This is a genomic window from Rhizobium sp. AAP43, from assembly GCF_001296045.1.
GTDB lineage: Bacteria > Pseudomonadota > Alphaproteobacteria > Rhizobiales > Rhizobiaceae > Allorhizobium.
The window spans coordinates 566,082-579,835 of record NZ_LJHS01000005.1 but is presented as its reverse complement, the minus strand read 5'-3'; the positions used below and the strand labels follow the sequence as shown (position 1 = coordinate 579,835).

At 61.2% G+C, this 13,754-nt stretch carries 14 protein-coding genes; 11 read left to right on the top strand and 3 right to left on the bottom strand.

What is annotated here, in order from left to right; translation table 11 throughout:
- Positions 1-167: 167 nt before the first annotated feature.
- A complete protein-coding gene (locus tag IP76_RS06205) occupies positions 168-2,843 on the top strand; it encodes an EAL domain-containing protein (RefSeq protein WP_054157287.1) in 2,676 nt (891 codons plus the stop codon).
- Positions 2,844-2,861: 18 nt separating this feature from the next.
- On the opposite strand, the gene IP76_RS06200 is transcribed toward IP76_RS06205, so the two are convergent.
- Positions 2,862-3,500, bottom strand: coding sequence for an exopolysaccharide biosynthesis protein (locus tag IP76_RS06200; protein WP_054157286.1), 639 nt, complete (start codon positions 3,498-3,500; stop codon positions 2,862-2,864).
- Between the two features lie 140 nt (positions 3,501-3,640).
- Here IP76_RS06200 and IP76_RS06195 point away from each other — a divergent pair, with 140 nt between their 5' ends.
- Positions 3,641-4,582 carry a DMT family transporter gene (locus tag IP76_RS06195; protein ID WP_054157285.1) on the top strand — a complete coding sequence of 314 codons (942 nt, stop codon included), beginning with the start codon at positions 3,641-3,643 and terminating at the stop codon, positions 4,580-4,582.
- On the opposite strand, the gene IP76_RS06190 is transcribed toward IP76_RS06195, so the two are convergent.
- Positions 4,572-5,234: a TetR family transcriptional regulator C-terminal domain-containing protein gene (locus IP76_RS06190; RefSeq protein WP_054157284.1), complete on the bottom strand. Its 663-nt coding sequence runs from the start codon at positions 5,232-5,234 to the stop codon at positions 4,572-4,574. The two genes, IP76_RS06195 and IP76_RS06190, sit on opposite strands and share 11 nt — an antisense overlap.
- A 284-nt stretch (positions 5,235-5,518) precedes the next feature.
- On the opposite strand from IP76_RS06190, the gene IP76_RS06185 reads away from it, so the two are divergent.
- The 4 genes from IP76_RS06185 to IP76_RS06170 all read left to right on the top strand — a co-directional run bounded on the left by IP76_RS06185 (position 5,519) and on the right by IP76_RS06170 (position 9,642).
- Positions 5,519-6,772 carry a Zn-dependent hydrolase gene (locus IP76_RS06185; RefSeq protein WP_054157283.1) on the top strand — a complete coding sequence of 418 codons (1,254 nt, stop codon included), beginning with the start codon at positions 5,519-5,521 and terminating at the stop codon, positions 6,770-6,772.
- Positions 6,773-6,987: 215 nt separating this feature from the next.
- Positions 6,988-7,407 (top strand): endonuclease domain-containing protein, encoded by a 420-nt coding sequence (locus tag IP76_RS23435; RefSeq protein WP_245281398.1) that lies wholly within the window; start codon positions 6,988-6,990, stop codon positions 7,405-7,407.
- 310 nt (positions 7,408-7,717) lie between these two features.
- Entirely contained in the window at positions 7,718-9,175 is a 1,458-nt protein-coding gene (gene hydA, locus IP76_RS06175) for a dihydropyrimidinase (protein ID WP_054157281.1), read from the top strand.
- A gap of 2 nt (positions 9,176-9,177) precedes the next feature.
- Positions 9,178-9,642: a hypothetical protein gene (locus tag IP76_RS06170; RefSeq protein WP_156318482.1), complete on the top strand. Its 465-nt coding sequence runs from the start codon at positions 9,178-9,180 to the stop codon at positions 9,640-9,642.
- Between the two features lie 11 nt (positions 9,643-9,653).
- Here the strand turns inward: IP76_RS06170 and IP76_RS06165 are convergent, their stop codons facing one another.
- Complete coding sequence (locus IP76_RS06165) at positions 9,654-10,067, bottom strand: cupin domain-containing protein (RefSeq protein WP_054157279.1); 414 nt, start codon at positions 10,065-10,067, stop codon at positions 9,654-9,656.
- A 124-nt stretch (positions 10,068-10,191) separates the two neighbouring features.
- Between IP76_RS06165 and IP76_RS06160 the strand changes: the two genes are divergently transcribed.
- From IP76_RS06160 to IP76_RS06140, 5 genes are all read left to right on the top strand, one after another.
- Positions 10,192-10,980 (top strand): ABC transporter ATP-binding protein, encoded by a 789-nt coding sequence (locus IP76_RS06160; protein WP_054157278.1) that lies wholly within the window; start codon positions 10,192-10,194, stop codon positions 10,978-10,980.
- A gap of 286 nt (positions 10,981-11,266) precedes the next feature.
- On the top strand, positions 11,267-11,650 hold the full coding sequence (locus IP76_RS06155) for an endonuclease domain-containing protein (protein WP_054157414.1): 384 nt from the start codon (positions 11,267-11,269) through the stop codon (positions 11,648-11,650).
- The gene (locus tag IP76_RS06150) at positions 11,647-11,982 is read left to right on the top strand and encodes a hypothetical protein (RefSeq protein WP_054157277.1); all 336 of its coding nucleotides are present in this window, start codon (positions 11,647-11,649) and stop codon (positions 11,980-11,982) included. Before IP76_RS06155 ends, IP76_RS06150 begins: the two co-directional genes overlap by 4 nt.
- Before the next feature lie 3 nt (positions 11,983-11,985).
- Positions 11,986-12,870, top strand: coding sequence for an ABC transporter permease (locus tag IP76_RS06145; RefSeq protein ID WP_054157276.1), 885 nt, complete (start codon positions 11,986-11,988; stop codon positions 12,868-12,870).
- Positions 12,867-13,733: an ABC transporter permease gene (locus tag IP76_RS06140; RefSeq protein WP_054157275.1), complete on the top strand. Its 867-nt coding sequence runs from the start codon at positions 12,867-12,869 to the stop codon at positions 13,731-13,733. The genes IP76_RS06145 and IP76_RS06140 overlap by 4 nt, the downstream gene beginning before the upstream one ends.
- Positions 13,734-13,754: the final 21 nt, after the last annotated feature.

Below are 13,754 nucleotides of genomic sequence, written 5' to 3'. Positions count from 1 at the left end.
TGGGATAAGCCCACGCATTTTAGCGTGGGCTTATCTAATAAAGCACAGATGATTTATTGTGTTCCATTTAGGAAATTTTCAGAGCTCTAATTCAACCTTGACGCTCTAGACGGCGGTCACGGAAAGCATCCGGTCGCCGATGACCGATCGGCGACGGGACCAAACCCATGACTGGCAAGAGCATCCGCTTTTTGGGCGTGGGGTCACGATGGGCAATCGTCATTCCGGTGGTGGCAATTGTTTGCGCCGCCGTCGCTGCCGTCATCTATGCAGACTGGCAGCAAAGCCGGATCACGCACGAAAACAACCGGCACATGGTCCAGGAACGTCTCGACCTTGTGCGCACCAAGCTCCAGGGCCAGATCAATGCCAATATTCGCCTTTTGCAGGGGTTGGTATCGGTCATCGGCGCCGAACCGGATCTGACGCAGGAACGCTTCTCTGCACTCGCCGCCAATCTTCTGTTGCACGAGGCACAGCTGCGCTCCATCCAGGCGGCACCCAATCTCGTCACAGCCTTCGCTTACCCGGCAAATCTCACCGATGATCAGATCGGGACGAGAATATTCACGGAAGATGAGGAACTGGCGCTGACGCGCAAGCTGAGGGAACAGAGCCGCTCCGTCGTTCGCGGCCCCCTGCCTCTCTCCTCCGGCGGATACGGATTGTCGATCATCCTGCCGGTGCGTTCGGTCAATGCAACCGCCGAACCGGTCTTCTGGGGCGCGGTGACCGGCGTGATCGACCTTGCACGCCTCTATGATCAAAGCGGCCTGATGACATTCGAATTGCCGATATCGGTCGTCATCTCCAAGGTGCAGGACGCAGGCCGTACCGCCGTGATTTACGGTGACGGCAACATCATGCAGCAGAATCCGGTGCATATGGCGATCGACTTTGGCAATGATCGCTGGACCATCGCTGCCATCCCTGTCGGAGGGTGGGAGAATTCGGGCACACCCTCGATGGCATTCCGCCTCGTCGTCGGATCTGTTGCAGCCACGGTAGCAGGTGCCTCCATCTGGGTCGGCCTGCTGATGCTCGACCGCCAGAAGCACGACGCAGCGCTGCGTCAGCGTGAGGAAAAGCTGAAAGCGCTGTCGCACCGGCTGGGCCTCGCCCTGGAGGCGTCGAAGATCGGCGTTTGGGAACTCGACGTCGAGAGCGGCGAAAACGCGTGGGACGCGCGCATGTATGAAATGTACGGGCTCGACGGATCGCAGGCGATGACGAGCGATAACTGGCTCGCTCTTATCCATCCGGAAGATCAGGCCGATGTATCCGCCAAGGTCAAACTTGCCATCCGCACCCAGATGTCTCAGTCCGCACAGTTCCGGGTTCTCTTGCCCGGAGGTGGCCACCGGCACCTCCGCAGCTTCGGGACATACTATCCCAACGCGAAGGGCACGGCCTCTGTCCTCGGTGTGAGTTGGGACGTCACGGAAGATGTCAGCCTTCACGAAGAACTGGTCGAGGCTCGCCAACGCGCCGAGCAGCAGAACACGGCACTGGATACCGCGCGCCGCCGCATGGAATACAATGCGCTGCATGACGCACTGACAGGCCTCCCCAACCGACGCTACCTGGACCAGCACCTGTCCGACATCGAAGCAGATCCCGACGGTCAGGGGCTGGCAGTCCTGCATGTTGACCTCGACCGCTTCAAGGAAATCAACGATACGCTCGGCCATGGCGCCGGCGACGCCATGCTGCGTCACGTCGCAAGGGCGCTGCGCGACAATGTCCGAGGTGAAGATTTCGTCGCCCGAATCGGTGGCGATGAATTCGTTGTCGTCTGCCTCGGTGCCGATGCAGATGATCAATTCGGCGAAATGGGCCAGCGCCTGATCGCTGCGGTGAACACACCAACCTCCTATGCCGGCCACGAATGTCGGGTCGGCGCCTCTGTCGGGATCGCAACGCGAACAGACGCGTCCGTCGATGCGCCACAGCTGCTGGTCAACGCCGACATCGCCCTTTACGAGGCCAAGCGGCTGGGTCGCAATCGTTTCGAGCGCTACACCGAGCTTCTCAAGGCACGCACACTCAACATCAAGAAGACGGCGGACGCCATTCTGCGGTCACTCGCGGCCGACGAGTTCATCGGCTACTACCAACCGCAATTCGATGCCCATACGCTGGAAATCAGCGGGGTCGAGGCGCTCGCACGGTGGAACCATCCTGAAATGGGCATCCTCACGCCCGACAGGTTCCTCGACATCGCCGACAGCTTGAGTGTCGTTTCCCAGATCGATGCGCGCATCCTCGAACAGGCACTGTCCCAGCTCTCCCGCTGGCAGTCTGCTGCACTCGGCATCGATCACGTGTCGGTCAACATCTCCGCTCAGCGCCTGTTCGATGAAAACCTTGTCGGACGGCTGGAGCAACTGGACATCAAGCCCGGCAGCGTCTCCTTCGAACTTCTGGAATCGATCTCCTTCGACGACAAGACCGATGCGGTGACGGCAAGCCTCTCGCGTCTTCGCAACCTTGGGATAGAGATTGAGATCGATGATTTCGGCACCGGCTATGCCTCGATCCTGTCGCTGCTCAAACTCTCCCCGAGCCGTCTGAAGATCGATCGCGAGCTGATCGGGCCGATTGTCGACACCCCGGCACAGAGACGCCTGATCGCGTCCATCGTCGATATCGGCCGATCTTTTGGCATCGGCATCGTGGCGGAAGGCGTGGAGACCATGGAACACGTGTCGATCTTGCGCGATCTCGGCTGCCAGACGCTGCAAGGCTATGCGCTTGCCCGCCCGATGACCGCCGACGCACTGATGGACTTTGCGTTGGCGCACCGTGCCCGCCGGGAAAGCCTGCTCAAGCTTAGCGCCTGACGCAAGGGCCCACGGCTTTCAGCCCATCAGGCTGAGGCTTTGGCCCGCTGCAAAGGCAAGATAGGCGAGGATGGCAAAGTAGACGAGCGTGAGCACCACCATCGCATGACCGGCGGCAACCACCGTGCCGTCGCGCTGGGAAATGCCGGTCGACAAGAGCAAAATCGCCACACCCGGCAAGGTGTTGGAAAACGGAATGAGGCCAAGCGGCAGCATCAAAAGGATGCCCGCAAAGGTGAGGATCGCACCATTGAAACGGTTCACCAGGCCACCGGTCGTCAGCCATGGCATGCGCGGCCGCACGTAGCGATCGAGCTTGCGCAGAATGGTCAGGCCGCGCATCAGAACCGGCTTCAGCTTGCCGCTGTCGAGCTTCCGGTCCGCCAGCTTCTGAGGCAGCCAGGGAAAACGGTTGAAGGTGATCGCAACCCCGATCAACACGATGCCGGCGCCGAAGACCGTCGACACGCCCGGAATGGAAACCGGCACCAGGAATGGCAACGACAGAAGCCCACAAAGCAGCAGCAGGCCACTTTCGCCCATGCGCTCCAGGATCTGCCGCAAGGTCACGTGATCGTCTCCCATCGAATCGATGGCGTCCTGGAGCACAGCACTGGTGCTCTTCTCGGTGTCATTGAAGCCGATCATCGTTGTCATCAAGCCCGCTTTCGATTAACTGCCGGAGTGTCGTCGACACACTACCATCGTCGCGACCCGTCGCAGATGAATGAGAATGCAGGCCCGGTCAAGTCAAAGCCTCGGCGCAAACCCGCCTCCGGAAGCCTGCGGGAAAGTCCATGACAGAACACCGCCCCTCGCCCGCCCCGTCCGCCAATCGCCACAGCCAGCATGCCACCGGACGGGAAAAGCTTCTCGCCCATGCCGCCATGCTTCTGTTTGCGGCGCTGATTGCGGGCTCCTTCTCCTTCGGCGGCATGGCGGCGCGGCACCTGGACGCCGGACCGCTGACACTCTGGCGCTATCTCATGACCATGGCCGTCATGGGCGTACTCTCCTTCGGCATCCTGCGCGTGCCCTTCAGTCGGCCAAGGCGCATCTGGCGTTATGCCCTGCTCGGCGGACTGATCGCAATCTACATGCTGACCATGTTTGCGGCGCTGAAGTTCACCAGCCCCGTACAGACGGGTGCAGTTTTCACACTGATGCCGCTGATCAGCGCCGGCTTCGCCCTGATCTTCATCGGCCAGCGCACGCGTCCCGACGTTCTCGTCGCACTCGTCATTGCCGCATCCGGGGCGATCTGGGTGATTTTCCGTGCCGATCTGGACGCCATCCTGTCCTTTGATGTCGGACGCGGCGAGTTGATCTTCTTCATCGGCGTCATCTGCCACGGCGCCTATGTGCCGCTGATCCGCAAGTATAATCAGGGCGAAAACCCAGTCGCCTTCGGTTTCTGGATTATCGTCTTCACCATCCCGTGGCTGCTGCCCACTGGCGCCGTGCCACTTGCGACCACGGATTTTGCCAGCCTGCCGGCAAGCGTCTGGGCAACCATCGCCTATCTCTCGGTGATCACCACGGCGCTCACCTTCATGCTGCTGCAATATGCCTCGATGCGCCTGCCTGCCCCGAAAGTGCTCGGTTACGGCTACCTGACGCCGACCTTCATCATCCTGCTCGAAGGCCTGCTTGGCCATGGCTGGGCAAGCCCCGCCGTCTTTCTGGGCGCCCTCGTGACAGCCGCCGGCCTTTTGGTCATGGGCCTGCTCAGGGACTGACTGCGGACCCGGCAGGTCGCAAGATCAGGCCACTGACGAACAGCCCCTCGAGGAAAACCGCCGCGGCCTCGAAACGGTCAGCACCGTCGCGCTGGGGCCCGAGCACGGCCTTCACCTGCACGTCGAAGTCCGCATAGTGCTGAGTCGTCGACCAGATCGAGAAGATCATGTGATGCGGATCGCAGTCCCGCACTTTGCCTGCCGAAATCCAGACCCGGATGACCTCAGCCTTCTCGTCGACCAGTTCCTTCAGCGGGCCTTCCAGCACCGCCATGATATGCGGCGCGCCCTGCAGGATCTCATTGGCGAAGAGCCGGCTTTCACGCGGAAAGTCCCGCGCCATTTCGAGTTTGCGGCGAATATAGGAGCGGATCTCTTCTTCCGGATCCCCCTCGGCGTCGAAGGCCTGCAGCGGTTCGAGCCAGTTCTCCAGCACCCGGTCGATCAGCGCCCGATGCATCGCCTCCTTGGTGCGGAAATAGTAAAGGAGATTGGGTTTGGACATGCCGGCGACCTCGGCGATCTGATCGATCGTCGATCCGTGAAAGCCACGCTGGGAAAAGACTTCAAGCGCCGCCTCAAGGATCTGCTCCTCTTTCTCTTCCTGGATGCGGGTTCGCCTCTGAGTCTGCGCCGCTCTTGGTATTGCCATGTCTCGGCTCTCTCCCTAAGCCATTGAAGTCTATCGCAAATAACGCCGCACAATTTATGGGCATTTGCCCGGTTTTTTGTCGCGGATTTTTGCCTTTTACGTCTTGAGTGTGCCGTTGGAAGCTGTAATGTTTTACCAGTCGGTCAAATTATTGGATAGATGCCAAATAAAGGCAACTACCGATCGGCAGCGGAAAAAAGCAACAAGCAACCGCTGACGTTGACCCGGGGAACGGGAAGCCAGTCACAGAGGATCTGGCTTCCAAAACAGGTGAGGATTTCGAAATGACGGCTCAACCCGGCACGAACCTGCGCGTGAACGGCGATCGGCTGTGGGACATGCTGATGGACATGGCGAAGATTGGCCCCGGCATTGCCGGCGGCAACAATCGCCAGACCCTGACGGACGAGGATGCCGAAGGCCGTCGCCTCTTCCAGCGCTGGTGCGAGGATGCAGGCCTGACCATGGGTGTCGACACCATGGGCAACATGTTCATGACCCGCGCCGGCACCGATCCCGATGCCCTGCCCGTCTATATCGGCAGCCATCTCGACACCCAGCCCACCGGCGGCAAGTATGACGGGGTGCTCGGCGTGCTCGCCGGCCTCGAAGTTGTCAGGTCGATGAACGATCTCAACATCAAGACCAAACACCCCATTGTCGTCACCAATTGGACCAACGAGGAAGGCGCACGCTTTGCGCCTGCCATGCTCGCCTCCGGCGTCTTCGCCGGCGTGCTGACCCAGGATTACGCCTATGCCCGCAAGGACATGGAAGGCAAGAGTTTCGGCGAGGAACTGAAGCGCATCGGCTGGGTGGGTGACGAAAAGGTCGGCGACCGCAAGATGCACGCCTATTTCGAATATCACATCGAGCAGGGGCCGATCCTTGAGGCCGAAGAGAAGCAGATCGGAGTGGTCACCCACTGTCAGGGCCTGTGGTGGCTGGAATTCACACTGACCGGCAAGGAAGCCCATACCGGCTCCACCCCGATGAACCACCGCGTCAATGCCGGCCTTGCCATGGCCCGTATCATGGAAATGGTTCAAGCCGTCGCCATGGACAACCAGCCGGGCTGCGTCGGCGGCGTCGGCCAGGTGAAGTTCTCGCCCAATTCCCGCAACGTCCTACCCGGCACGGTGATCTTCACCGTCGACATTCGCTCGCCGGAACAGGCCAAGCTCGACGGCATGCGCGCCCGCATCGAAAAGGAAGCCGGCGAAATCTGTGCAGCCCTCGGTGTCGGCTGTTCGATCGAGGCCGTCGGCCATTTCGATCCGGTCACTTTCGACCCGACGCTCGTCGCCTCCGTCCGCAAGGCGGCGGAAGACCTCGGCTACAGCCACATGAACATCATCTCCGGCGCCGGCCATGATGCCTGCTGGACAGCCAAGGTCGCACCCTCGACCATGATCATGTGCCCCTGCGTCGGCGGCCTCAGCCACAACGAAGCGGAGGAGATTTCCAAGGAATGGGCCAGCGCCGGTTGCGACGTGCTGCTGAGGGCAGTTCTGGAGACGGCGGAGATTGTCGGGTGACACGCTCGCTCCGCGCCCCCTCATCCGGCGCTACGCGCCACCTTCTCCCCGCTGGGGAGAAGAGGGAGCTCGACGCGACCGCACAGCACAAGGTTGACATCACCATTTGCCGAACCGCAGCATTCGCTGGATGGAGCACACGACGTCAGCGTGACCTCTTCTCCCCAGCGGGGAGAAGGTGGCGCGTAGCGCCGGATGAGGGGGGCCGGACGGCCATGACACACCCACACGATCCGACAAAACGGCTGCCCGGAAAAACGGTCCAGGCCCGCAGCCTGCGCACCAACGACACCGACGCCGAATATCGTCTGTGGGGCGACATCCGCAATCGCCAACTGAACGGCTTCAAGTTCAGCCGCCAGATCCCGCTGGGTCCCTACATCGTTGATTTTCTTTGCCGCGAACAGCGGCTTGTGGTCGAGCTCGATGGCAGCCAGCATGTGGAGAGCGCGCATGATGACCGTAGAACCGAATGGCTCAATCAACAGGCTTATTCGGTCCTGCGGTTCTGGAACGCCGAGGTCCTGCAGGAGCGCAGCGCCGTCCTCGACACGATTCTGGCCGTTCTTCAGGGCCAGATCGTCGAGCGTTGCGACGCGATCCGGTTTTCGCCAGCAATTCGAGAGGGCCTGTAACCGCCATGCTGATACGGCTTTCGCTCCGCGCCCCCTCATCCGGCGCTACGCGCCACCTTCTCCCCGCTGGGGAGAAGAGGGAGCGCGCCGCGACCGCGCCGTACCACAGGAAGAACTCTGGTTGCAGCAACGTAGCAGCAGGGAATCGGGGCGCACAACGCGGGCGTCACCTCTTCTCCCCGGCGGGGAGAAGGTGGCGCGCAGCGCCGGATGAGGGGGCGCCGCGGGCGAACGCAGCGCACTACATGGCGAGCCATAGTGCGCGGATCGGGACACAAACCATCAAGAACAAGGCACGGGGAGAGAGCAAATGACCACCACAGTCATCAAGGGCGGAACCATCGTCACCGCCGATCTGACCTACAAGGCTGACGTCAAGATCGAGGGCGGTGTGATCGTCGAGATCGGGCCCAACCTCTCCGGCGACACCGTGCTGGATGCGGCGGGCTGTTATGTCATGCCGGGCGGTATCGATCCGCATGTGCATCTCGAAATGCCCTTCATGGGCACCTATTCCGCCGACGACTTTGAAAGCGGCACACGCGCCGGCCTCTCCGGCGGCACGACCATGGTGGTCGATTTCTGCCTGCCCAGCCCCGACCAGTCGCTACTCGAAGCCCTGCAGATGTGGGACAACAAGACCTCGCGCGCCACGGCCGACTACTCCTTCCACATGGCGATCACCGGCTGGAACGAACGCGTCTTTGACGAGATGAAAACGGTCGTCCAGGATCGCGGCATCAACACCTTCAAGCACTTCATGGCCTACAAGGGCGCCCTGATGGTGAACGACGACGAGATGTTCGCCTCCTTCCAGCGCTGCGCCGAACTCGGCGCGCTGCCAATGGTGCATGCCGAAAACGGCGACGTCGTTGCCTCGATGACGGCCAAGCTGCTGGCCGAAGGCAATAACGGTCCGGAAGGCCATGCCTATTCCAGACCCCCGGAAGTCGAGGGCGAGGCCACAAACCGCGCGATCATGCTGGCCGACATGGCAGGCGTTCCGCTTTATGTCGTGCACACTTCCTGCGAACAGGCGCATGAAGCCATCCGCCGCGCCCGCCAGAAGGGCATGCGCGTCTATGGCGAGCCGCTGATCCAGCACCTGACGCTCGACGAGAGCGAATATTTCAACAAGGACTGGGACCATGCCGCCCGCCGCGTCATGTCGCCCCCCTTCCGCAACAAGCAGCACCAGGACTCGCTCTGGGCGGGGCTGCAGTCGGGCTCGCTCTCGGTCGTCGCCACCGACCACTGCGCCTTCACCAGCGAACAGAAGCGTTTTGGCGTCGGCAACTTCGCCAAGATCCCGAACGGCACCGGCGGACTTGAAGACCGGATGCCGATGCTCTGGACCTATGGTGTCGCGACCGGTCGCCTGACGATGAACGAGTTCGTTGCGGTGACCTCGACCAACATCGCCAAGATCCTCAACATCTACCCCAAGAAGGGCGCAGTCCTCGTCGGCGCCGATGCTGACCTCGTGGTCTGGGATCCCAAGCGCTCCAAGACCATCTCCGCCAAGACCCAGCAGTCGTCGATCGACTACAATGTCTTCGAGGGCAAGGAAGTCACCGGTCTGCCGCGTTACACGCTCACCCGCGGATACGTCGCGATCGAAGAAAACGCGGTCAAGACCCGCGAGGGTCACGGCAAGTTTGTGAAGCGCGAGCCCTTCCCGGCCGTCTCCAAGGCGCTGTCGACCTGGAAGGAACTGGTCGCCCCGCGCAAGGTGGAACGCTCGGGCATTCCGGCGACGGGAGTATAAGCGTGAGACTGGCAAAGGCGACAGCACTGTTGAAGATAGCCCGCTTCGGCGTGGGCTATGCAGCTGCCGTGTTTGCCGGTGTCATGGGCATCTGGGCGACCATGGAGATCTCGGATGCCCTGACCTATGGTCGCTTGCCGCTGTTTATCCTGGTCTTCCCGGAGTCCATCCTGACGACACTGCGATTGACGCTGGATGTCCTGCCGGCAACTCTTCTGCTTGCGGCACCGTTTACTCTGCTTGCAACCTGGATCCTGGTCCGACAGCACTGGAACCGCTGGTGGCATTTCGCAATCGCTGGCGCCGCCTGTCCCCTCACCGGCATCGTCCTGCTGCAATTGGCAACATGGGGGCGCTTCTTCCACCACAACGAGGCCGCAATCGCGCTGTTGCTGATGCCGACGGGCATGATCTCCGCCCTCGTCTATTGGCTGATCGCCTTTCGCTCAAGCGAGGTGGCCGCCTGATGCGCTCGATATTAGACCGCGACCAACCCATCCAGCTCCGGCAGCAAGACCACGCTTTCCTGTTCGTTCGGATCGGTGCGGGCAATAATCGCCGAACACGGCGCGTTCGACAGATTGGCCGGCAGATGCGGCACGCCCGCCGGAATGTACATCATCTCGCCGGCATGCAGGATGACGTGATGCTCCAGCCTGTCGCCGTACCACGTATGCGCCTGGCCCGAGAGGCAGTAGATAGCCGTCTCATGGTTTTCATGCAGATGGGCCTTGGCCTCTGCGCCGGGCGGCATGGTCAGAAGATGCATGCAAATGCCCTTCGCCCCGACTGTTTCGGCAGAAATGCCCTGGAAGTAGCTCAGCCCCTGCTTGCCATCATAGGCATGCCCCGGCTTGACGATGTGGCAGGTGGGCTTCGATGATGCATCCATGGTCTGATCCTCATCCGTGTGGCGGCAAACGCGCCTTTCCCGGTCCGCTGCTCCCGAGCGGCCGTATGTCAAGAGAGTGCAAGAGGCAAACTGTCTTTGCAACTAACCCGATTGGTCCTAACGCATGAATGCACCCTACTCCGTCGTCTCGGCCAGGGACTTGAGCCTCACCTTCGAGACAGGTGATGGCCCAGTCCATGCCCTGTCCAACGTGAACCTCGAGGTGAAGAAAGGCGACTTCGTCTCCTTCATCGGCCCCTCCGGCTGCGGCAAGACCACCTTTCTGCGCGTCATCGCAGATCTTGAGAAGCACACGGGCGGCGAGATCACCGTGAACGGCATGACGCCGGAAGAGGCGCGAAAGGCGCGCTCCTATGGCTATGTCTTCCAGGCGGCGGCTCTTTATCCCTGGCGCACGATCGAAAACAACATCGCGCTTCCGCTCGAAATTATGGGTTACAGCGCGGCGGAAAAGAAGAGGCGGATCGAGCAGACTCTGGAGCTGGTCAACCTCTCGGGCTTTGCCAAGAAATATCCCTGGCAACTCTCCGGCGGCATGCAGCAACGCGCCTCGATCGCCCGCGCGCTCGCCTTCGACGCCGACCTGCTGCTGATGGACGAACCTTTCGGCGCGCTCGACGAAATCGTCCGCGACCACCTGAACTCAGAACTGCTGAAGCTCTGGGCCCGCACCAACAAGACCATCTGCTTCGTCACCCATTCGATCCCCGAAGCCGTCTATCTCTCGACCAAGATCGTTGTCATGAGCCCTAGGCCTGGCCGGGTGACGGATATCATCGAGTCGACACTGCCGAAGGAGCGCCCGCTCGACATTCGCGAAACGCCGGAGTTTCTCGAGATTGCGCACCGGGTCCGTGAGGGTCTGAAGGCGGGGCATTCATATGAGGAATAGTGGTTCGTTGAAGGAAAAGACCCCTCCCCAACCCCTCCCCACAAGGGTGAGGGGCTTTGGTGCCAGCAGCGTCTCACTCCCCCAGCCAACGGCCAGGTGCGATTTGGCAACCCCATCGGTGGTACGCGCAATCGAGCATGAGCCGACAGCGCTACACCAGACACACGAACGCCGGCAGCGGAGGATCTCCTTGAACACGAGGGCGGCGGGAAAGCCCCTCCCCCTTGTGGGGAGGGGTTGGGGAGGGGAAATTGCTCGCTCCATGATCGATGGAAGGCACAACCAAATGCCGCATTCCAACATCGACCCGAAGACGCGCAAACGCGCCCGAACTCTGCGCAGCGAACTCACGAAGGCGGAACGCGAAATGTGGGATATACTCCGCGACTTCCGTCCGCGGGGCGCGCGCTTCCGCCGGGAAACGCCGATTGGCCCTTACATCGCTGATTTTGCCTGGCTCGCAGCGAGCATCGTCGTTGAAGTCGATGGCGACAGCCATGAAACCGATGCTGGACGCAAGCACGATATCCGTCGGGACGCCTTCATGACGTCACAGGGCTTCAAGGTGCTTCGCTTCGACAACGATTTGGTGATCGATAATCCTGATCATGTTTTCCTGACGATCGAAGCCTCCATCGCCCAGCTTCTGAAGGAGGCATCCACCCCATGAACCCCACCTTTCTCCTCTGGCTGGGTGCAGCCATGGCGACCTTCCTTGGTGCCGCAACTGTCTCCCGCGCTTATGTCGACAATGGCAAGCTCTGGGTGCTCGCAGCCTCGCTCGCCCTCTACTGCCTCGGCAATCTGATGATGGTGAAGCTGATGCGCGAAGGTGGGCTTGGCCTGGCGATCTCGGCCTCCGCTATCGCCCAACTGCTCCTGATCAACGTCATCGCCTTTTTCCTTTTCGGCGAAAGGCTGAGCTCGATCCAGATGGCTGGTGTGGCGCTCGGTGTGGTCTCCATGGCTCTCATGCTCTATCCGGCAAAGGGAGGCGTCTGAGCCATGAATCAGCCCTCTGTCTTCCGCGACCGAATTCTCCCCGTACTGACCGTCATCCTGGCGATCCTGGTCATCTGGCACGTCTTCGTCGTCTATCTGAATGCGCCCTTCGTCCGCGATCAGGCCGCACGCGCCAATGAAGACATCACCTTCTCTCAGGTGGTCGAACGCACGTTCGCCCAGGAACGCCCGATCCTGCCCGCACCGCACCAGATCGTCGTAGAGCTATGGGACACCACGATCAACAAGGCCGTCACCTCCAAGCGCAGCCTTGTCTACCATGCCTGGATCACGCTCTCCGCAACGCTTATGGGCTTTGGCATGGGCACGGTCCTTGGCGTGGTGCTCGCCATCGCGATTGTCCATAATCGCGCCATGGACAAGTCGCTGATGCCATGGGTGATCGCCTCCCAGACGATCCCGATCCTTGCCATTGCGCCTATGATCATCGTGGTCTTGAATTCGATCGGCATCTCCGGATTGATGCCCAAGGCACTGATTTCGACTTATCTATCGTTCTTCCCGATCGTCGTCGGCATGGTGAAGGGCCTGCGCAGCCCTGACATCCTGCTGCTCGACCTGATGCACACCTACAATGCCAGCCCGTCCCAGACATTCTGGAAACTGCGCTGGCCGGCATCGATGCCCTATCTCTTCACCTCGCTGAAGGTGGCAATCGCGATCTCGCTCGTCGGCGCAATCGTCGGTGAACTGCCGACCGGGGCCGTCGCCGGTCTCGGCGCCCGCCTGCTCTCGGGCTCCTACTACGGCCAGACCATCCAGATCTGGGCCGCCCTCTTCATGGCGGCAGGCCTCGCCGCTCTCCTCGTGACCATCGTGGGCATGGCGCACACACGGGTCCTCGCACGCATGGGGGTGAAGCCATGACCGGTTACCTCGTCTTCGCCTTTGTCTTCTGGCTTGGTGCCTGGGCTCTCAACGAATGGCTTGTCCGCCGTCGTCCGAAGGATCCATCCACCCGCCGCGCCATCGGCATCGCAGTCCCCCTGATCTTCGGCGTAACCCTGCTGGTGATCTGGGAATGCATGGTGCGCGGCTTCCAGATCCCCTCGATCCTCTTGCCCGCCCCGTCGATGATCTGGGCCCGCATCCTGTCCTCCACCCATGTCCTCTGGGCGGATTTCCAGCAGACCTTCCTCAAGTCGGTGATTACAGGTTATGTGGCCGGCTGCGGTCTGGGCTTCATCGCCGCCATCCTCATTGACCGCTCACCCTTTCTGCAAAAAGGCCTGCTGCCGATCGGCAATTTTGTCTCCGCCCTACCTGTCGTGGGCGTGGCTCCGATCATGGTCATGTGGTTCGGCTTCGACTGGCAGTCCAAAGTGGCCGTGGTCGTCATCATGACCTTCTTCCCCATGCTGGTGAACACGGTGCAGGGACTGGCCGCTGCAAGCCACATGGAACGCGACCTGATGCACACCTATGCCGCCTCCTGGTGGCAGACGCTGGTCCGCTTGCGGCTGCCCGCCGCATGGCCTTTCATCTTCAATGCGCTGAAGATCAACTCCACGCTCGCGCTCATCGGTGCGATCGTGGCAGAGTTCTTCGGCACCCCGATTGTCGGCATGGGCTTCCGCATTTCAACCGAAGTGGGGCGCTCGAATGTCGACATGGTCTGGGCCGAGATTGCGGTTGCCGCACTCGCCGGCTCGGTCTTCTACGGCTTGGTGGCACTGGCAGAACGCCGGGTCACCTTCTGGCATCCGTCCGTCCGTGGTGGACGGGCGTAAACGCAAGACCATAACAAAAAA